Source organism: Pseudomonas azerbaijanorientalis (assembly GCF_019139795.1).
Classification (GTDB): Bacteria; Pseudomonadota; Gammaproteobacteria; order Pseudomonadales; family Pseudomonadaceae; genus Aquipseudomonas; species Aquipseudomonas laurylsulfatiphila.
Genome location: NZ_CP077078.1, coordinates 3620203 through 3639933 on the forward strand (window position 1 = coordinate 3620203; position 19731 = coordinate 3639933).

A 19731-nucleotide genomic window follows, 5' to 3' on the forward strand; every position below is an offset into this window, starting at 1 on the left:
CATGGACCGTCTATGCCGGTGTTTGGCTGATTCATGCTGCCTGGCGAATTGTAACCATGAGCGTTTTTTGTCAGAAACCGACTTGCCGCCCTCCTATGGTGATGCGCATCAATCACCCATCGACGGCAAGAAATGATTCCATCCCCAATTAGCTCCTCATCCAGCCGCACTCTCGCAAACAACGACCGCCCAATAGGCCCCACACCCATTGCACAAGCGGTGCAACTCGTTCATCAGGGAAAAGCGGATTTTGAGGCGCGCGCGCAACCAGCGAAAAAAAAGCCGGGGAGTGATTCATTTGCGGCGGGACCGAAGCCGTCCGGGGGTGGCCGCAAGAAGACAGTAGCCTCGATGCGAGCGCAAAATAAGCAGCAAATTGCAGGGTTAAAGCAGAACATCGATAAGCTCCTGGGGCAACAGATAGAGACTCAAAAGCTCGTTGATGTCACGTACAAGGTCATGCTGATCAAACAAAACGATAAGTTATGCCCCCCAGAGGAACAGCCAAAGTTCAGACAACGTTACGTTGACGCACTGGACGCTCAAAGAAAAAGCCTTGACACGCTGCTAGACGAAACCGAGAAATTGATTGCCTTGAGGGCTGATCCCAAACTTACTCAACTGCGGTGCGACCTGCTGGTAAATCTGGTCAACAATGCTCGCGAGAAAAACCTCATGGCGGGCCTGGATCTCGAAGCCGCTGAAGAGGAGTACACCCATTCCAATAGTAATGAGGCGCAGCTCGTTACAGCCCAGCCAACCGGCGGTACTGTCGTAGTGGATCGTTTATTTGAATACGAGAGCAAGATCTACGAAACGATGCTCGGGTTCCATACAGAGGTGGGGAGCCGGCTTCTCCAACTTCAAGGGATGTCGCACCAGGGGGCCAAGGCCTGGGAGCGATTGACCAGCAACAGGCACGATAATGAAGCTTGCGTGCTGAGTACCAAGGTCTGCCAACTTTCTACCTTGCGCTCCCTCAGCGCCAAGGAGCCTGGCAGCGACACGTCAGCAGCACTGCAAGACGCTCTGGAGCCTCTGCGGTTGGTGATCATGTCCCATATTGAGCTTCAAGGCTCACAACACTTAAAAAGCGACGATCGTATTGCCGTACTGGATAACCTGGTCAAACACTACGACGCAGCAATGGTCGGGCTCACCAGTATTGAGATCTTAAGATCCGATGAATTGAAGCCGGACCAGTTCAAGCGCATGTGTGAAATCGTTAAACAATTGCGCAACGATGCCGAGCGCCGTCTGGCTGATGAGCTGAAGAACCAGGCGGACACTGCAACGCCGTCCCCGACATCGAAAGCGGAACTTCCCGCTACATCGCCCTCCCGCAAGCGGGTCATCCACACTGCCAAAGGCACATTGATCGGAGAGATTCGGGTTCGAGCTGCCGATCAGAGCGAAGACACTGTCGACATCAACAACCCTATGGGAGGCGAGCGACAGGCCTCTTTCAAAAAAGATGGGAGGGGTGTCTGGGTAGAAGTCGCCGAAGAGACGAACCCCGCACCTAAAGCGCGAGTCACTCCCTACTCGCAACTCAAGGGTGATGCTCGAAAGGCGTTGGCAAAAATCGATGAATTGGTGCACAAATTCGAGGAATACGCTCGAGGGACGAGCCATCCAAAGGGAATCGAAGAGAGCTTGCAGAACACGGCACAGAATCTGATCGACTATGCGGACCGCCTGGAACACCATGAAAAAGCACCGTCAGACTCGCAGAAGGATATCGACCTCGTCAAAGACCTACGGGTCAGGGCGCGAAAAATCAAGGAAACGGCAACGCAGTTGCGTATCCAGATATCCCTGGCCCAAGCCCCTACCAGTGAAGCCGTTGAATATCTGTTGAGTCGCGAAGAAGTTCACCCGCAAAAAATCGGCGAGCGCATACAACTGAAAACCGGACGCCAGGACTTTTTGCAGGAATACGTCCTGTTGAACCGTAACAAACGGCCGTTATGGTATGCACACTTTCATTATGACAAGCTCACTGATGCCCAGGCTGATTACACCGCCGCCAGCCTGAAAACCAAAGAACAGCGCTTCGAAACCAATGCCACGGCACTGGCCAAGGCACAAAACCCTAACCAGAAAATCGACATCTATCGCGGCCACATCGACAAGGAACTGGCCACGAAGTTTTTCTCGCTGCGCTAACCTGCACGCCGCGCAGTGCCTGGCACTGCGCGGCAGCAGGATCAAGCCAAACTCTTGCTGACCACCTCAAACACATCACTGGACAACTGCCCCGAAGCCCGAATCCGCTCCAGCTCGCCCTTCATCAAAGCCTGCCGAGCGCTGTCGTACTTGCGCCAGCGAGTCAAAGGCGCCAACTGACGCGACGCGATCTGCGGGTTAAACCCGTTCAACTCGATCACCAGATCCGCCAGGAAGCGATACCCGGAACCATCCGCCGCATGGAAGTTGATCAGATTCTGCCCGGCAAACGCGCCGATCAACGCCCGCACCTTGTTCGGGTTCTTGATGTTGAACGACGGGTGCTGCATCAACGCCTTGACCCGCGCAAGTCCGCCCGGCAACACGCTACCGGCCTGGACACTGAACCATTGGTCCATGACCAGCGGGTTGTCCTTGAAGTGCTCGGCGAAGCTGGTCAGGGCCTTGGCCTTCTCGGCTTCGAACGGAGAATTGACCAACACCGCCAGCGCGGTCAGGCGCTCGGTCATGTTGTCGCACGCGTCAAACTGCTCCAGCGTCGCCGCCAGAACCTCCGGCTTGCCGCTGAGCATCAGGTATGACAGCGCGATGTTCTGCAAGGCACGGCGGGCAAAATGTTCCGCCTCGGCCACGTACGGTGTTTGCTTCGAAAGTTCGCGGTTGGCCTGGTAACGCAGCCACAAGCCTTCGAACAACGCGTCAGCCAATTGCTTGCGGGCAAACTCGCGGGCGCTGTGAATGGCTTCGACGTCCGCCACTTCGCTGATTTCGGTCAGGTACGCTTCGCTTGGCAGCGAGAGCATTTCGGCGACCATGGCCTGATCCAGCGACTCGTCCGAGAGCACCGTGCGCAGCGCCGACACCAGACGCTGATCGAGCACCAGCGCTTCGCCCTTCTGCTGCTGGGCGATCAATTCCTGCAGCACCTGCACCGACAGTTGCTGGCCGGCATCCCAGCGGTTGAAGCCGTCGCTGTCGTGCTGCATCAGGAACATCAACTGGTCGCGGTTGTACGGGAAGCTCAGTTTCACCGGCGCCGAAAAGCCACGTAGCAACGACGGCAGCGGTTGTTCGGCGATGTCGACGAAGGTGAAGGTCTGTTCGGCTTCGGTCACCGAGATCACCCGTGAAGTGCCTTGCGCGGTGGTTTCACCAGCCAGACGCAGGGCAATCTCGCCACCCTTGCTATCGAGCAGCCCCAACTCGACCGGGATCACGAACGGCAGTTTTTCAACCTTGTCCGGGGTTTGCGGGCAGCTCTGGCGGAAGGTCAGGCTGTAGGTTTTCGCCGCGGCATCAAAGGACTCGCTCACCGCCAGGCGCGGTGTACCGGCCTGGCTGTACCAGCGCTTGAATTGGGTCAGGTCGACGCCATTGGCATCTTCCATGGCCTTGATGAAGTCATCGCAGGTCACGGCCTGGCCGTCGTGGCGTTCGAAGTACAGGTCGCTGCCTTTGCGGAAGCCTTCGGCGCCGAGCAGAGTGTGGATCATGCCGACCACTTCCGAGCCCTTTTCGTACACGGTCAGGGTGTAGAAGTTGGAAATCTCGATGAAGCTGTCCGGGCGCACGGCGTGGGCCATGGGGCCGGCGTCTTCGGCGAACTGGTGGGTGCGCAGGTACGCCACGTCCTGGATGCGCTTGACCGTGGCCGAGTTCATGTCCGAGGAGAAACCGGCATCGCGGAACACGGTGAAGCCTTCCTTGAGCGACAGCTGGAACCAGTCGCGGCAGGTCACGCGGTTACCCGACCAGTTGTGGAAGTATTCGTGGGCGACGATCGCCTCGACCCGCTGGTGCGCGGCGTCGGTGGCGGTTTCGGCCTTGGCCAGCACGGCGCTGGAGTTGAAGATATTGAGGCCCTTGTTCTCCATGGCGCCCATGTTGAAGTCGTTCACGGCGACGATCATGAAGATGTCCAGATCGTACTCGCGACCGTAGACCTCTTCGTCCCAGCGCATGGACTTCTTCAGGCTGTTCATGGCGTGCTGGCACTTGTCGATGTTTTCCGGCTCGACGTAAATGCGCAGCGCCACGTTGCGCTCGCTCATGGTGGTGAAGCTGTCTTCGACGCACCACAGGTCACCGGCCACCAGCGCGAACAGGTACGCCGGTTTCTTGAACGGGTCTTCCCAGGTCGCCCAGTGCCGGCCATCTTCGCCGGGGCCGGAAGCGATCGGGTTGCCGTTGGACAGCAGCACCGGATAGCTGTGCTGCTCGGCGACGACCGTGGTGGTGAAGGTGCTCATCACGTCCGGGCGGTCGAGGTAATAGGTGATCTTGCGAAAGCCCTCGGCCTCGCACTGGGTGCAGAACATCGTGCCGGACTTGTACAGACCTTCCAGCGCGGTGTTGGTTTCCGGGTGGATCCTGACACTGGTATCGACCGTGAAGGTCGCGCTGGTCGGGTGCAGGGTCAGGTGATTATCGGTCAACTGATACTGCGCAGCAGAAAGCGCCTGGTCGGCCAGGGTGACCGACAGCAGTTCCAGCTGCTGGCCGTCCAGCACCAGCGGCGGCAGCCCCGGGCCACGCTCGGGGTTGCGGCGCATCACCAGTTGCGCATGGACCAGGCTGTGGTCCTCGTACAACTCGAAGGTCAGGTGTGTTTCGTCGATCAGGTACTCGGGCGCCTGATAGTCCTTGAGGTAGATCATCTTCGGTTGTTCGGTGCGCATGCTGGAGTCCTTACTGATGCACGGCGAGCTGGTAAGCCGTGTATTTACGAATGTTGATCACGCCGGTGTCGAAGATCAGGTATTGGCCCTTGACCCCCATCAGCGTGCCTTCGGCAATCGGGTTCTTGTCCAGGTTGAAGCTGACAATCTTCGCCGGGTATTGCTCGACCGGGTAGCGGATTTCCAGCGGTTCGACGCCGGTAACCGTCTGGATCGCCTGCAAGCCGAAACGTTCCTGCAACCCTTGCAAACCTTCGGCACAGCTGTCGAACAGTTGATCGCGGACCTCGGCCAGGTTGACCGCCGCCGCATCGCCCTTGAGTAAAGCACGCCAGTTGGTCTTGTCCGCCACCTGGCTGCGAAACAGATCCTCGACGAAACCCGACTGTTGCCGGGTCGATACGCGCACGATCGGCAAGGCCTGGCTCGCACCCTGGTCGAGCCATCGCGTCGGCAACTGGGTAGCGCGGGTAATCCCGACTTTGACCCCCGACGAGTTGGCCAGGTACACCACGTGATCGGTCATGCAGAACTTCTCGCCCCACTCCGGCTCCCGGCAGGTACCGGCGTCGAAGTGGCAGCGCTCCGGGCTCATGATGCACAGGTCACACTGGGCCAGTTTGGTCATGCACGGGTAGCAGTAACCTTGGCTGAAACTGGTCTTGGTCTTGCGTCCGCAATGGGTGCAGTGGATCGCCCCCAGGTATTCCAGGCGCACCGTAGTACCGATCAACGGATTGACCGGGACCTCGGTTTCGCCCAGACGGAAAGCGTATTGCACGTTCGGCCCGTCAAGGCGTGCCGACATTTTGCTGATTGCACCGCGGCCAATCTCGATCAATGGATGGCATCCGACTTGAACAGGATGTTCGGCACTTCGATCGACTTCGAGGCGCATTCCTGCGGCCCCATGTAGCCGGTACGCTGGTCCTCGGGCAGGTTCTGGATTTCCCAGGCGATCATCGCCTGCAGCGACAGCTCGCGTTGTTCGGCGGTGAGCTTGCCACCGTCGGACCATTTGCCGATTTCCACGGCCAGTTTCAGGCTCTCGTAGATATCGGGGGTGATGTTCTGGATCATTTCGTTAAAAGAGGACATTGGGTCTCCGTCTCTTTATTGCATGTTCTTGAATTAGGCGGCCAGTTTACGGCGGTTATACAAACCGCCCAACAAACCGCTGAAGCATCCGATGAGTAACCCGCTGACGTGGGCCGCGTTGGCGATTTCGCCGAAGCCGATCATCGAGACCAGCCCGGACAGGCACAGCAGCAACCACACCAGCATCATCACCAGCACGCCGCGCGGCAGGCGATAGGCCGGGTTCGGCGCCAGCAACTGGAAGATCCAGCAATGCCCGAGCAGGCCGTACAGTACGCCGGACAAACCGCCGAACAAGGTCGGGCCGCTGAAGGAGTACTGGGCGTAGTTGGACACCAGGCTGAACAGCAGGGTCAGGCCGATCAGGTTGATGCTGCCCTGGCGCGACTCGATGCGCCGCCCCAGTTCCCAGTACCACATGCCGTTCATCGCCAGGTGCAGGATGCCGAAGTGGATCAGCATCGGCGTGAACAGGCGCCACCACTGCCCCGCCGCCAGGCTGTCGGCCAGCGGTGTGAAGTGGATGTATTCGCCGACTACGCGAAATTCGAGGAAGGTCAGCCAGCGCATCGTTTCCAGGTTGTCACCGAGCAAGGTGATCGCACCGACGATGAGGCTCAGCAGCAATACCAGTGCAGTGGCCCTGGCGTATTTCAACTGTTCGACAAAGCCCGGACGCTTGACGGTCTGCGCCACCGGAATGTCCAGTTGCTGATCGGGATCGCCCGCAGGAAACCGTTCGTACAGTGCGCGCACGTCTTCACTGATATTGTCCGGAACCCACAGCACTTGCTCGCCCGCTTCTTCACTGACCCGATGGGGCACTTGCATGCGTTTGAGCAAGGTGACAAACCCGCTCAAGTCCACCGCCAGGGGCAGACGCAATACCGCTACAGCACTCATTGCAGCACCTCCGGCCGCTCGACATCGACCCAGACGAATTTATCCGGATCGAGGCGGGTTTCCTGATCCAGTCGGTAGGCAACCAGTTTGCCGTAGAGCACTGCGCTGTAATCCAGGCAGGCCAGGTTCGGGCGGATCGGTGCCGGCTTGCCGCTGCGCCAGTAATGGCCGACGAACAACAACGGTTCATCGACGCCATAGCGCAGCAAGCTGTTCTTTTCAGTGGACGTCAGCGGCGTCCGGGCCACGGGCTCAGGCAGCGCGTCCGGCTGGAACACGATGTCGCCGTAGGTTTTCGGATCGTCTTCCCAGAACTTGGTGCGAAAGAACGAACGCACCAGGCCGTCGCCGCTGGTCATGGTCAGGCCATGGGGCAAGCGCATGTCGGTGCCGCGCAGCAGGCGATCGAACACGGTGCAGGCAAACGAACCCGACTCCGCCGACGCCTGGAGAAAATGCTCGTCGATACAACCGTTGGGGAACAACGCCCGCAGCGGCTCGATCAGCCCGGCATCCCAACAGGCGTGGACCACCCGAAAACGCCCGGCATCAACGAACAGCGGCAGCTCATAGAACCATTGCTGGAAGTCGTGCCAGTCAGCCGGATGGCCTTCGAACTGGGTCAGGGTTTCTTGCAGCAGGCGGGCATGGCGCGGCGTGTGCTCGCGCACGAACTGCTTGCCGCTGCCGGGCAGCGCCGGCGTGCTCCAGCCCAGCGCATTGAACTCATGGTTGCCCATGATGCACAGCGCCTGACCGGCCTCGACCATGTCGTGGACGATGTGCAGCGCCTCGCGAATCCGCGGGCCGCGGTCAATGATATCGCCGACGAACACCGCCATGCGCGAGGCATGCCGCCAGACGCCACCCTGTTTGTGATAACCGAGTCGGTCGAGCAAGTGCTCCAGGGTCAGGGCGCAACCGTGCACGTCACCGATCAGGTCGTAGCTACGCGCGGGATCGAGCATCAGTCGCCTCCACCCCCCAGCTTGCTGCCCCAGCCGAGCTTGGTCCGGCAGACTTCGTAGTAGTTGTGGTCGAGCGGGTGAATCAGCCGCAGTTTCTGGGCTTTTTTGCTGACGGTAATGGTGTCGCCGGGCGCGCAGGTGAAGTGGTTCTGCCCGTCACACGAGACTTGCGGGTAAATCTGCATATCCTTGGACACGACGATTTTCAGCTCACTGTTGCCATCGACCACGATCGGTCTGCCCGACAAGGTATGGGGGTACATCGGCACAATAACAATAGCGTCGAGCTTGGGGTGCATGATCGGCCCGCCGGCAGATAAAGCGTAGGCGGTGGAACCGGTCGGCGTGGCGACGATCAGGCCGTCGGCCTTTTGGCTGCAGACGAACTGGCCGTCGATATACAGCTCGAATTCGATCATTCGCGTGGATTTGCCAGGGTGCAGCACGACGTCGTTCAGGGCATCGCCCTGGCCGATGGCCTCACCATGGCGGCGGACCTCGGCCTGCAGCAGGAAGCGGTTTTCCACCAGATAGTGGCCGTCCAGCACTTCGGCGACCTTGGCTTCCAGCTCGTCGGGGCGGATGTCGGTCAGGAAACCCAGGCTGCCCCGGTTGATGCCGAGCACCGGAATATTGTGTTTGGCCAGCGCCCGGGCAGCGCCGAGCAGGCTGCCGTCACCACCGACCACGATGACCATGTCGCAGACTTCGCCGAGCATCTTGCGCGACGAGGTTTGCAGGCCGTGCCCTGGCAGCACTTCGGCGATGGTGTCTTCGAGGATCACGTGCAGGTGACGATCGAGCAGAAACCGTTTCAGTCGGCGGACGGTATCCAGCACCTGGGAACTGCCCAGGCGACCGATGATGCCGATATTGCGAAATTGCTCCATGAGGCTCCTGCGGGGATCTGTGTGGCGGCGAAAACCACGATTATGGGCGAAAGCCGCCCATAGACAAAATCCTTTCAGCTTCAAGGGTGTGCCCGGGTTTCGGGCTATGCTCGCAAGATGATGCTATTTCCGGATTTGCTCCACCTGCCCCATCAGTTACGCCATCCCGAAGTGCGTGACCTGGCGTGGGTCATCCTCGCCCCGCCCATGCTGGACGATACCCCGTGGCCGCAACGTCACCCGTTGGCCGGCAGCGACTGGGTGCAGGCTCCCGACCGGCTGGAGCAGTGGCTGCGGCAGCTGGACCGGGACAGTTATGGCTTGCTGCATTGGCTGGCCCAGGCCCGCACCCGCCGCCTGGGCCTGTACTACGAACGCCTCTGGCAATTTGCCGTGCAGCACGCGCCGGGCATTGAGCTGATTGCCGCCAACATGCCGATTCGCCGCGAAGGGCACACTCTGGGTGAACTGGACATGCTGCTGCGCGACCGCGACGGTGTGCATCACCTGGAACTGGCGATCAAGCTCTACCTCGGCCCGCAATCGGGCGACGGACACGACACCGCCCAGTGGCTGGGCCCTGGCTGCCACGATCGGCTCGACCGCAAACTGGCGCACCTGAGCCAGCATCAATTACCGATTTCCGCACGTCCCGAGAGCCGTGAAGTACTGGCGGCGCTGGATATCCAGGCCTTCAGCGCCCATTTATGGCTGGGAGGCTATTTGCTCTACCCCTGGCCCGGACAGGCCGCGCCGCCGTCGGGTGCACATCCGCAGCATTTGCGCGGTCGCTGGCTGCATCAAAAGGACTGGCCGGCGTTGGTTGCCCAAAGCCCGCCCGGTCGCTGGCAACCCCTGCCCCGCCATGCCTGGCTGGCACCGGCGCACTATTGGGCGGAGCACACCTGGAGTCCTGAACAAATGCGGGCATGGCTCAATGACCTGGACCCGCTGGCGCCGGCACAACTGCTGGTGCGCCTGACGGAGAATGCCAATGGCGACTGGGAAGAGGCCGAGCGATTGTTTCTGGTGGCGGATCTTTGGCCGAATGTGCCGGGACAGGGTTGAGTCCAGTATTGCCTGAGACGGCCTCTTCGTCGGATCGCCGCCCGGACCAAGCCCGCTCCCACATTGGGCCTCAGCCGAACACAAGTCTTGTATCCACTGAGGATCCCTGTGGGAGCGGGCTTGCTCGCGAAGAGGCCAACACGGTCTAAAGGGATAACCACCCAGCGCTTTGCAGGCCAAAGCGCTGGCAAACGACCATCAGACTTTCTTGTGCTGCTCGACCCATTGCCCATAGGCATTGATGAAGCTTTGCAGAAACGGCTTGACCGACTCGGACAGCTTGCCCGCCTCGTCGAACGCCGAACCGGCGTTCCCCAGATAGGCCTCCGGTTGCTGCATCAGCGGCACATTGAGAAACACCATGGATTGACGCAGGTTGTGGTTGGCACCAAACCCGCCGACGGCCCCCGGCGAAACGCTGATAATCGCGCCCGGCTTGCCGTTCCAGGCACTTTTCCCATAGGGACGCGAACCCACGTCAATCGCGTTTTTCAACGGTGCCGGCACCGAGCGGTTGTATTCCGGGGTCACGAACAGCACCGCGTCGGATGTACTCACTTGTTGTCGGAAAGTGCTGTAGGCTGCCGGCGGTGAAGCGCCATCGATGTCTTCGTTGTAGAGCGGCAGATCGCCAATTTCGACGATGTTCAGCTTCAGATTGGCCGGTGCCAGTTCAGCCAGGGCCCGTGCGACCTTGCGGTTGATCGATTCCTTTCTCAAGCTGCCGACCACGACGGCGACCGAATAGACGTTGCTCATGGGAATGTCTCGACTGTCCGATATGAAGAGCTTGTAGTTATAGATGACGATTCAAGCAGCGGCCGACTGAAAAACGCCGTCCCTGACTATTTTTTTCCTGTAGGAAAACTTACCTCACCCAGATACGGTCTACAGAGCCGCAAATTGTGTGATTTATCTCCAGAGGTTCTAAGCAGATGGCAGCAGTACTCGTCGGTCAGTTCCACGCAAGAGACGCGCAAGGCCGTATTTATTCGGTGCACGAGTTCCAGGAATCCACCCCGGCGGTAGACGGTTCCGGGCCTGTCACCACCTATAAGCTGGCCATTGGCGACCGTGTCAACAAGGTCGACGACAATCAATTCATGCTGGTGCAAACCGGCGTGACCATTACCCGCGAACCGCAAACCGTCAGCGCTTCATAACCCGTCGTTATGAGCAGAAGTCATATGCGCGGACTTGGGGTAGGATTCAGCCACTGACTCCTCCACCTGCTGAACATGGACTTCACGCATGCGCTTACGCCATATCGAAGTGATCCAGGCGCTCCTGCAGACCGGTCACCTGGGCACCGCCGCCGAATGGCTGCAGTTGCCAGTGACCGAAGTCGAGCGCTTGCTGCGCGACGCCGAGGATCAGTTGGGGTTCATGCTGTTCGCCAGCGTTCGCGGACGATTGCAGGCCACCCGCGAAGCGCAGCAACTGCAGGTGGAAATTGCCCGGGTCTACGACGCGCTCGAACCGGTGCAGCGTCTGGCCAACAGCCTCAGGCAATACCTGGCGCCGCCGCTGCGCATCATCTGCACCCCGCCCCTGGCCAACCAACTGTTGCCTCACAGCATCGCGGCCCTGCGCCGACGCCTGCCCGACGCGCCTTGCACACTGTTGAGCCAGCCAACCCGCGACATCGTCAGAAGCCTGCTGCTGCGTGAAAGCGATCTGGGCCTGAGCCTGCACGACCCCGATCACGCCGACGTCGATTGCCAGGTGATTGCCCAGGGCAAACTTCAGTTGCTCGCCCCCCATGGCTGGCTGCAACCGAAACAGAAATACATTTCACTGCAGGACCTGGCCGGTCAATCGATGATCGGCCTGGAGGGGCACGACCCGCTGAGCCCGGCACTGGAAAACAAACTGCACGGCTTGCGCCCTGCCCCGGTGATCCAGACCCGGGTGCAGACGCACCAGATGATGCGCAGCATGGTCGAGGCCGGCGAAGGACTGGCCATCGTCGACCCCTTTACCGCCCTCGGTGCCAAAGCCTCGGGACTGGACAGTTGCCCACTGGCACCTGCTATCCCGATCAGTCTCTACGCCCTGTCCCTGAAAAACGCCGAAGCGTCTTCAACGGTTCAGGCCCTGTTGGCCATCGTCACGGAACAAGCCGCGGCGATGCTGACGAACTGAGCGGGTTTTCCAGCGGGTTTTCGAACAATCGATACCAGAACAGCGCCACTTCGGCGGTGTTCGGATCGATGCCGCGATAACGCAGGTGGTCGATCCCGCCGATCACGTAACCGCAGCGCTCATAGAGCCGACAGGCCCCCAGGTTGTTGTTCTGGGTTTCGAGCATGATGCCCGGGAGTTTCTTCTTGCGGCTCCAGAACTGCGCCACATCCAGCAGGGCCTTGGCCACACCGTGCCGTCGGGCCGGTGCATGCACCGCCAGTTCGTCGATATGGGCAAAGCCGTTCCAGTTGGTACTGACCACCAGGTGCCCCACGGGCTGGTCATCCAGATAAGCCATGAAGATCGCGCTGTCGGCGGCATTGCGAAAGCTGCTGAACTCCTCCGGGTCGATGCCGTAGCACTTGCGATAAGGCGTGATCGGCGTCACCGGCCACAGTGCGACCGGTTTGCCGATTTCGGCCGCACCATAGGCCGCGACTTCGAAACTGAAGTCACTGCCCCAGATGTACGCGGCAAAACCTTCATCGGCAACCCGTACCGACAACCCTGGGTAATTCGGATTTATAACCGGCTGCATACTGGGAAAGGTCCTCACTCCTTGATGCAATCGACGGTGTAGCACCGCCCACTGCCCTGATCTTCGTGTTGCAATCCGTGCACATCAGCAACGAATCCCGGGAAACTGCTATCGAACGTGCGGGCAAACGCCAGGTAATCGATGATCGAGCGGGTCGACTCTGTAAAGCGTTCACCCGGCATGATCAACGGAATGCCGGGTGGATACGGCACCAGCATCACCGCGGCGATCCGTCCGTGCAGCGCATCGATCGATACGGCTTCGACTTCACCGCGCACCAATTGATCATAGGCGTCCGCCGGCTTCATCGCGACTTCCGGCAGTACGGTGTACATGCGCTTGAGGTGCCTGGCGGTGGCATTGCTGCGATAACAGGCATGCAACTGATCGCACAGATCACGCAGGCCCATGCCCTGATACCGCGCGACATTCTCCTGCGCCACGCAAGGCAGGCAACTGGCCAGGCTGACGTTGGCGTCATAACTGCGCTTGAACTCCAGCAATTCGGTGAGCAGCGTGCTCCACTTGCCCTTGGTGATGCCCATGGAGAACAACACCAGGAACGAATACAGCCCGGTCTTCTCAACCACCAGGCCACGCTCCCAAAGGAACTTGCTGACCACCGCCGCCGGAATCCCGCGCTCGCTGAGGGCGCCACCGGCCGTCAGCCCTGGCATCACCAGCGTGACCTTGATCGGGTCGAGCAGCACATAATCGTCAGTCACGCCGCCAAAGCCGTGCCAGTCGGCCTCCGGCTGCAGCAACCAGTCCTCGGTGACGACCCGCTCGATGCCTTCTGCCGACGGCGGTTGCCAGATCGAAAACCACCAGTCATCAGCGGCAATGTGCTGGCGCAAGTTAGCCAGCGCCCGGCGAAAACTCAGGGCTTCGTCGAACATTTCCTGCAACAGCGAACGCCCCGCCGGCCCCTCCATCATCGCCGAAGCCACATCCAGCGAGGCGATGATGCCGTACTGCGGCGAGGTCGAGATGTGCATCATGAACGCTTCGTTGAAGCGATCCCGGTCCAGTTGCCGCGCGCCGCCGTCGCGAACGTGAATCATCGACGCCTGACTGAAGGCCGCCAGCAACTTGTGGGTGGAATGGGTGGTGAACACCAACGGACTGCCTTCATCACGGGACGTGCCCATGCCGTAGCGCCCGGCAAAAAACTCATGGAACGCCGCATAGGCGTACCAGGCCTCGTCGAAGTGCAATACCTCGACGCTGCTGCCCAGTTGCTGCCTGATCAGCTCGGCGTTGTAGCAAAGGCCGTCATAGGTCGAATTGGTCACTACGGCGAGCTTGACCTTCGGTGCACGCCCCTTGGTCAGCGAGCTGGCGTCGATCTTGGCCTGGATCGATTCGCGGCTGAACTCGCTCAGGGGAATCGGGCCGATGATCCCCAGCTCATTACGCTCCGGACACAAGTACAGCGGGATCGCGCCGGTCATGATGATCGAGTGCAGCACCGACTTGTGGCAATTGCGATCCACCAGCACCAGATCATCGCGAGCGACCACCGAGTGCCAGACAATCTTGTTGGCCGTGGACGTGCCATTGATCACGAAAAAGGTGTGATCGGCGCCGAAATTACGGGCTGCACGGGCCTCGGCTTCAGCCAGGGGGCCGGTGTGATCGAGCAAGGACCCGAGCTCCGGCACCGACACCGAAAGATCCGAGCGCAGGGTGTTTTCCCCGAAAAACTGGTGAAACGCCTGCCCGACCGGACTTTTGTGATACGCCACGCCACCGCCGTGACCGGGGGTGTGCCAGGAATAGTTGGAATCCGCGGTGTGCTGCACCAGGGCCTTGAAGAATGGCGGCAACAGGCCATCAAGGTACTTGCGCGCAGCACGGGCCACCTGCCGGGCAAGAAAGGGCACGGTGTCTTCAAACAGGTAAAGAATGCCGCGCAACTGGTTGAGCTCGGCCATGGCATCGGCGGGAGCGTTTTCCAGGGTCACTTTTTCGCCGAGGGCGAAGATCGGCAGATCCGGCGCACGCACCCGCGCCAGACCGATCAGTTCGGCCATGTTTTGCAATAAATGGGAATGGGTGCTGGCGTCCTCAGACGCTATCAACATGCAGGACAGGCCATGGTAGGTCGACGCCACCAGTCGTCCTTCGGTGTAGTTCACCGCCGAAACGACGCTGAACCCTTCCTGCTCCAGCTCCCGGGCAATACCCCGCACGCGGTCGCCGGCGACGCTGTCGGACTTGATGTCGCGATGGACAATCAGGACCGGGAATTTCAAATCTTTATACATGAGGCTCAGTGTCCTGAGACGGCAGACCAGAGCCTGCCAATCACCTCAGGGTAGAGTGTTGCAGCGCAAGTGGCGAGCGGGATGCACCACTTTGTGGCGACGAGAGCGCTTCCCTGTGGCGAGGGGGCTTGCCCCCGTTGGGTCGCGAAGCGACCCCCAACAATCTTTCGGATAAACCGCAGAGAATGGAATTACGTCTGCTTCGCAGCCGAACGGGGCCAAGCCCCCCTCGCCACAAAAGCCATTCACCAAAAGACTGGCGTCAGGCCTGGGCTTCAGCCTCAGCCAACTGCACCCACAACGCCGGGGCACCAGCGGATTTGCCGATGATTTCCAGACGCGCCGCGTGGCGGGCCAGGTCGTCTTCGCTGGCGCGGATGATGCGCGTCGGCTGGCGGTCCGCCGGCAAACGACGGATTTCGGTGGCCGAATTGTCCGCCCCTTCACCGGAGCCGTTGCCATCGGAGGCGTTACCGGCCAGGGAAAGGCTGGTCTGCCCGCCGGTCATGGTCAGGTAGACGTCGGCGAGAATCTCGGAGTCGAGCAAGGCGCCGTGCAGCTCACGGCCGGAGTTGTCGACGCCATAACGTTTGCACAAGGCGTCGAGGCTGTTGCGCTGCCCCGGGTGACGTTCCCGGGCCATCATCAGGGTGTCGAGGATCGTGCAGTGCTGCGTGATGTCCGCGCGGTCCTGCTGCCCCATCAGGGCGAATTCGTTGTTGATGAAGCCAACGTCGAACGCCGCGTTATGGATGATCAGCTGCGCGCCCTTGATGAACTCGAAGAATTCTTCGGCCACCTCGGCAAAACGCGGCTTGCCCACGAGGAATTCGTTGGTAATGCCGTGGACGCCGATGGCGCCCTCGTCACTTTCGCGATCGGGCTGCAGGTACACGTGAAAGTGCCGGCCCGTCAGGCGTCGGCCGATCAACTCGACACAACCGATTTCGATAATCCGGTGGCCGTCGGTCACCGGCATGCCGGTGGTTTCGGTGTCGAGTACAACGGATCTGGTGGCCATCAGTGCTCAGCTCTCAATCGGTCAATCGTGCAAAAGCGGTGATGTTATCACGCTTGCAGGGGCTTTCAGATACACCAGTCGCCACCTTCTTCGCGAGCAAGCCCGCTCCCACAAGGGATCTGTGGCGCATGGAGATCAATGTGGGAGCGGGCTTGCTCGCGAAGGCCGCGGCGCGGTGCATCGGTAGTACCGGAATCAGTCCTGCTTGTACCCGCGCACTTCGTCGACGCCACGGTTGGCCAACTGGTCGGCGCGTTCGTTGCCGTGATGGCCAATGTGCCCGCGCACCCATTTCCAGGTGACCTTGTGGCGGTTGACCTGCTCGTCGAGCAACTTCCACAGATCAGCGTTCTTCACCGGCTCCTTCGCCGCGGTTTTCCAGCCGCGCTTCTTCCAGTTGTCCATCCACTCGTTGATGCCCTTCATCACGTACTGGGAGTCGGTCACCAGCAGCACCTCACAGGGACGCTTGAGCTCTTCCAGGCCACGGATCGCACCCATCAGCTCCATGCGGTTGTTGGTGGTATTGGCTTCGCCGCCCCAGAGTTCCTTTTCAACGCCCTTGCACACCAGCAGTGCGCCCCAGCCGCCAGGGCCGGGGTTGCCCTTGCAGGCGCCGTCGGTGAACAGTTCTACGCTATCGCTCATGCCAATCTATCCAGAAAATGCGCTGGCCCGCCGATCGCAGATCGACGACGCCCGAAGCCGGGACAGGCCCGGCCGCAAATGAAAAAGTGTGTGTTACGGTTCGATGTTGCGACGGTTGACCTTGGCCATCGGCAAAGGAATCAACTTGCCCATCGGCTCGCGCCGCTCCTGACGGACCGGTCGCAGGCCCACCACGATCTTGCGCGCCACCAATAAATAGAAGCCGCCGCCCGACAGTTGCCAGTCACCGGCCCTGCGCTCCCATCCGGCCAGGCGGGTTTGCCATGCCGGAGACGCAAGCGGCGGACGATAGCACCCGAAGCGGCGTTTCTCCAGCGCGAAGCCCAGCAGGTTCAGCCAGTCCGCGACCCGTGACGGCGAAATACAGCGCGCCTTGCGCAGCCCATCCTGGGCAAACACATGCCGCAGGCCCCAACTGCTCCAGGGATTGATGCCGATGATCAGCAGATGCCCGCCGGGGCGCACGCTGCTTGCCGCCTCGCGAAGCAACCCGTGGGGCGACAGGCAGAAATCCAGGCCATGCTGCAACACCACCACGTCGGCGGCGTGCTCGCTCAGCGGCCAGGCCTGTTCTTCACAGACTATCTCGACCCCCGGCAACGGCGCGCCAAGGCGTACGTTGCGCTGCACCTGCGGCGCTGACGGCGGGGTCTGGGCCGACGGACCGTAATGCACCAGATAGCCACCAAAGAACCGCCCGAGCTCGTCTTCGAGCATGCGACGCTCTTCGTCCAGCAGGAATTGCCCGATCGGACCTTCCAGCCACTCGCGGGCGGCGCTGATCAACGCCAGCCAGTCAGGATCAGCCTGTGCGAACGCTTTATCAGTCATTGCATTCTCCAACGCGCCAGGAAGTTCTAAGATGCGCCATTGTTTTCCGCTTGGCGAATCCGACGATGATACAGATCACAGCCCTGCCCGCCTTCACCGACAACTACATCTGGTTGTTACAAGACCACGGCAGTAAACGCTGCGCGGTGGTCGACCCGGGTGATGCCGCCCCGGTACACGCCTGGCTTGCGGCCAATCCGGGCTGGGTACTGAGTGATATTTTGATCACTCACCACCATCATGACCACGTCGGCGGAGTCGAACAGCTGAAAAAAGCGACGGACGCGAAAGTCTATGGTCCGGCCAGCGAAAAGATCCCGGCGCGGGACGTTGCGCTCAAGGACAACGAACGCATCAGCGTGCTGGGGCTGGACTTCGATATCTTCGCGGTCCCCGGCCACACCCTGGGGCATATCGCCTATTACCATCACGGCTTGCTGTTCTGCGGCGACACCCTGTTTGCCGCCGGTTGCGGGCGGTTGTTCGAAGGCACGCCACAGCAAATGTACAGCTCGCTGACACGTCTCGCGGAGTTGCCGGAAGACACGCTGGTCTACTGCACCCACGAATACACCCTGAGCAATCTGAAGTTTGCCGCAGCCGTCGAACCGAACAATCCGGATACGGCCGAACGCCTGGCCAAAGTCACCCGCCAACGGGAATCCGGGATCATGACGCTGCCGTCGACACTGGCACTGGAAAAGCTCACAAACCCGTTTTTGCGCGCCGGTGAAACATCCGTTAAAGAAAAAGCGGACGAACGGACCGGCACCGATAACTCGGCGCCCGATATGGTTTTTGCTGCGCTTCGCGCTTGGAAAGACGCGTTCTAAAGGGGTCCCCAAAGGCTGTAACAATTCTGAAAGGTTGACCGCGCAGGGTGCGCTTTCTAGAATCGCCCGACATTTTTGCCCGGAACTTACTTCCAGCCAATGTCGTCACCTATTCGCAAAGCCATCAGTTCCGACGCATTGACCCGCCTGGCTCAAGCCATTGCGGTGGCTGTGTCCGCCACCCTGGCGGGCTGTTCCAGCCATGCGCCGCAGACCGATGCGGCGCACACGCCGAACGTCGCCGCGCGCGCCAAGCAGAAGCCGATCTGGCTCAGCGAAAAGCCCAGCCCGCAAATTCCACAGGACGTCTGGGAGCGAATGCGCCAGGGCTTCCAGTTGCAGGACGGGCTGGGTGTCAACCCGCGTATCGAGCAGCAGCGCCTGTGGTTCGCCAGCAATCCGTCTTTCCTCGAAAACGCCGGTGAACGTGGCAGCCTCTACATTCACTACATCGTCGAGCGCCTTGAAGAACGCAACATGCCGCTGGAACTGGCCCTGCTGCCAGTGATTGAGAGTGCCTACAACCCGATGGCCTATTCCCGGGCCAACGCGGTGGGTCTTTGGCAATTCATCCCGTCCACCGGGCGTTACTTCAACCTGCGCCAGACCCGTTTCTATGATGGCCGTCGCGACATCACCGCGTCGACCACCGCCGCGCTGGATTACCTGACCCGCCTGCACGACATGTTCAACGGCGACTGGATGCTGGCCCTGGCGGCCTACAACGCCGGCGAAGGCACCGTCAGCCGGGCCATCGAGCGCAACGAGCGTCTCGGTCTGCCGACCGATTACTGGAACCTGCCACTGCCCTCCGAAACCCAGGCCTACGTGCCGAAGTTGCTGGCGCTGTCGCAAGTGGTGATGGCGCCGGAAGCCTACGGCGTGAACCTCAACCCGATCGCCAACGAACCCTATTTCCAGGTCGTCGAAATCAACCAGCGCATGGACCTGTCCAAGGTCGCTGAAGTGGCCAACATCGACGAAGATGAACTGTTCCAGCTCAACCCGGCCTTCAAGCAGCGCACCACCATCGACGGCCCGCAGCACCTGCTGGTGCCGACTTCCAAGGCGCAACTGCTGACCAGCAGCCTGCAGACCATGCGTCCTGAAGAGTTGATCAGCAAGAAATCGCTCAAGCCGGTCTTCGAAGGTGCCGACGACACCCAGGTCGCCAGCGCCAGGCGGTCCTACCGGGTCAAACGGGGTGACAACCTGGGTTCCATCGCCAAGGCCAACAACGTTGACGTGAAGGACCTGCAACGCTGGAACAAACTGACCGGCAAGAATCTCAAGCCCGGCCAGACCCTGGTCATGCAGGACAACAGCAAACGCAGCTCCGGGCGCGTCAACACCGTGATTGCCGCCAACTCCAAAAAGCAGCAGACCAAGTACAAGGTCCAGCAAGGCGACTCGCTGTACATCGTGGCCAAGCGCTTCAACGTCGAGATGCAGCACCTCAAGCGCTGGAATCCTCGTGTCGGCCAGGCGCTGAAACCCGGCCAGATGTTGACAGTGGCCAATCCGCATTAAAAAGAGCCCCTGATTTCAGGGGCTTTTTTATGTCTTCACAGTTTTTGTGGGCTGCTC

18 protein-coding genes are annotated in these 19731 nt (G+C 60.4%); 6 read left to right on the forward strand and 12 right to left on the reverse strand.

Translation table 11 applies throughout. The annotated features are described in order from the left end of the window. Positions 1 to 132 precede the first annotated feature (132 nt). Positions 133 to 2169 (forward strand): hypothetical protein, encoded by a 2037-nt coding sequence (locus KSS91_RS16025; RefSeq protein WP_225923689.1) that lies wholly within the window; start codon positions 133 to 135, stop codon positions 2167 to 2169. Between the two features lie 41 nt (positions 2170 to 2210). Here the strand turns inward: KSS91_RS16025 and pepN are convergent, their stop codons facing one another. Genes pepN through KSS91_RS16055 form a run of 6 tightly spaced genes read right to left on the reverse strand, consistent with a single transcriptional unit; the run spans position 2211 to position 8727 of the window. Further along, positions 2211 to 4868 carry an aminopeptidase N gene (pepN, locus tag KSS91_RS16030; protein ID WP_217835366.1) on the reverse strand — a complete coding sequence of 886 codons (2658 nt, stop codon included), beginning with the start codon at positions 4866 to 4868 and terminating at the stop codon, positions 2211 to 2213. 10 nt (positions 4869 to 4878) lie between these two features. Then, positions 4879 to 5709 carry a DUF2797 domain-containing protein gene (locus KSS91_RS16035; protein ID WP_095967001.1) on the reverse strand — a complete coding sequence of 277 codons (831 nt, stop codon included), beginning with the start codon at positions 5707 to 5709 and terminating at the stop codon, positions 4879 to 4881. Continuing rightward, positions 5706 to 5966 carry a YeaC family protein gene (locus KSS91_RS16040; RefSeq protein ID WP_007979148.1) on the reverse strand — a complete coding sequence of 87 codons (261 nt, stop codon included), beginning with the start codon at positions 5964 to 5966 and terminating at the stop codon, positions 5706 to 5708. The genes KSS91_RS16035 and KSS91_RS16040 overlap by 4 nt, the downstream gene beginning before the upstream one ends. A gap of 33 nt (positions 5967 to 5999) precedes the next feature. After that, positions 6000 to 6869, reverse strand: a complete 870-nt coding sequence (locus tag KSS91_RS16045) for a rhomboid family intramembrane serine protease (RefSeq protein ID WP_217835367.1) — start codon at positions 6867 to 6869, stop codon at positions 6000 to 6002. After that, on the reverse strand, positions 6866 to 7840 hold the full coding sequence (locus tag KSS91_RS16050; protein ID WP_437179756.1) for a metallophosphoesterase: 975 nt from the start codon (positions 7838 to 7840) through the stop codon (positions 6866 to 6868). Before KSS91_RS16050 ends, KSS91_RS16045 begins: the two co-directional genes overlap by 4 nt. Next, positions 7837 to 8727, reverse strand: coding sequence for an NAD(+) kinase (locus tag KSS91_RS16055; RefSeq protein ID WP_007979142.1), 891 nt, complete (start codon positions 8725 to 8727; stop codon positions 7837 to 7839). The genes KSS91_RS16050 and KSS91_RS16055 overlap by 4 nt, the downstream gene beginning before the upstream one ends. A 117-nt stretch (positions 8728 to 8844) precedes the next feature. Here KSS91_RS16055 and KSS91_RS16060 point away from each other — a divergent pair, with 117 nt between their 5' ends. Further along, on the forward strand, positions 8845 to 9795 hold the full coding sequence (locus tag KSS91_RS16060) for a DUF1853 family protein (RefSeq protein ID WP_217835368.1): 951 nt from the start codon (positions 8845 to 8847) through the stop codon (positions 9793 to 9795). A gap of 198 nt (positions 9796 to 9993) precedes the next feature. Here the strand turns inward: KSS91_RS16060 and KSS91_RS16065 are convergent, their stop codons facing one another. Then, positions 9994 to 10554, reverse strand: a complete 561-nt coding sequence (locus KSS91_RS16065; protein ID WP_217835369.1) for an NADPH-dependent FMN reductase — start codon at positions 10552 to 10554, stop codon at positions 9994 to 9996. Between the two features lie 176 nt (positions 10555 to 10730). On the opposite strand from KSS91_RS16065, the gene KSS91_RS16070 reads away from it, so the two are divergent. Then, positions 10731 to 10958 (forward strand): hypothetical protein, encoded by a 228-nt coding sequence (locus tag KSS91_RS16070; RefSeq protein ID WP_015095369.1) that lies wholly within the window; start codon positions 10731 to 10733, stop codon positions 10956 to 10958. A gap of 88 nt (positions 10959 to 11046) precedes the next feature. Continuing rightward, entirely contained in the window at positions 11047 to 11940 is an 894-nt protein-coding gene (locus tag KSS91_RS16075) for a LysR family transcriptional regulator (protein WP_217835370.1), read from the forward strand. On the opposite strand, the gene KSS91_RS16080 is transcribed toward KSS91_RS16075, so the two are convergent. From KSS91_RS16080 to KSS91_RS16100, 5 genes are all read right to left on the reverse strand, one after another. Further along, positions 11906 to 12520: a GNAT family N-acetyltransferase gene (locus KSS91_RS16080; RefSeq protein ID WP_217835371.1), complete on the reverse strand. Its 615-nt coding sequence runs from the start codon at positions 12518 to 12520 to the stop codon at positions 11906 to 11908. The genes KSS91_RS16075 and KSS91_RS16080 overlap by 35 nt on opposite strands. Before the next feature lie 14 nt (positions 12521 to 12534). After that, positions 12535 to 14790, reverse strand: coding sequence for an Orn/Lys/Arg family decarboxylase (locus KSS91_RS16085; protein ID WP_217835372.1), 2256 nt, complete (start codon positions 14788 to 14790; stop codon positions 12535 to 12537). A 262-nt stretch (positions 14791 to 15052) separates the two neighbouring features. Further along, positions 15053 to 15811: a DNA polymerase III subunit epsilon gene (dnaQ, locus tag KSS91_RS16090; RefSeq protein ID WP_007979124.1), complete on the reverse strand. Its 759-nt coding sequence runs from the start codon at positions 15809 to 15811 to the stop codon at positions 15053 to 15055. Positions 15812 to 16006: 195 nt separating this feature from the next. Beyond that, a complete protein-coding gene (gene rnhA / locus KSS91_RS16095) occupies positions 16007 to 16459 on the reverse strand; it encodes a ribonuclease HI (protein WP_007996378.1) in 453 nt (150 codons plus the stop codon). 93 nt (positions 16460 to 16552) lie between these two features. Next, positions 16553 to 17311: a class I SAM-dependent methyltransferase gene (locus KSS91_RS16100; RefSeq protein WP_217835373.1), complete on the reverse strand. Its 759-nt coding sequence runs from the start codon at positions 17309 to 17311 to the stop codon at positions 16553 to 16555. 65 nt (positions 17312 to 17376) lie between these two features. On the opposite strand from KSS91_RS16100, the gene gloB reads away from it, so the two are divergent. Both gloB and KSS91_RS16110 read left to right on the forward strand, forming a co-directional pair. Then, the gene (gene gloB / locus KSS91_RS16105; protein WP_217835374.1) at positions 17377 to 18144 is read left to right on the forward strand and encodes a hydroxyacylglutathione hydrolase; all 768 of its coding nucleotides are present in this window, start codon (positions 17377 to 17379) and stop codon (positions 18142 to 18144) included. A gap of 99 nt (positions 18145 to 18243) precedes the next feature. Next, positions 18244 to 19674, forward strand: coding sequence for a transglycosylase SLT domain-containing protein (locus KSS91_RS16110; RefSeq protein ID WP_015095375.1), 1431 nt, complete (start codon positions 18244 to 18246; stop codon positions 19672 to 19674). The last annotated feature ends 57 nt before the right edge of the window (positions 19675 to 19731 follow it).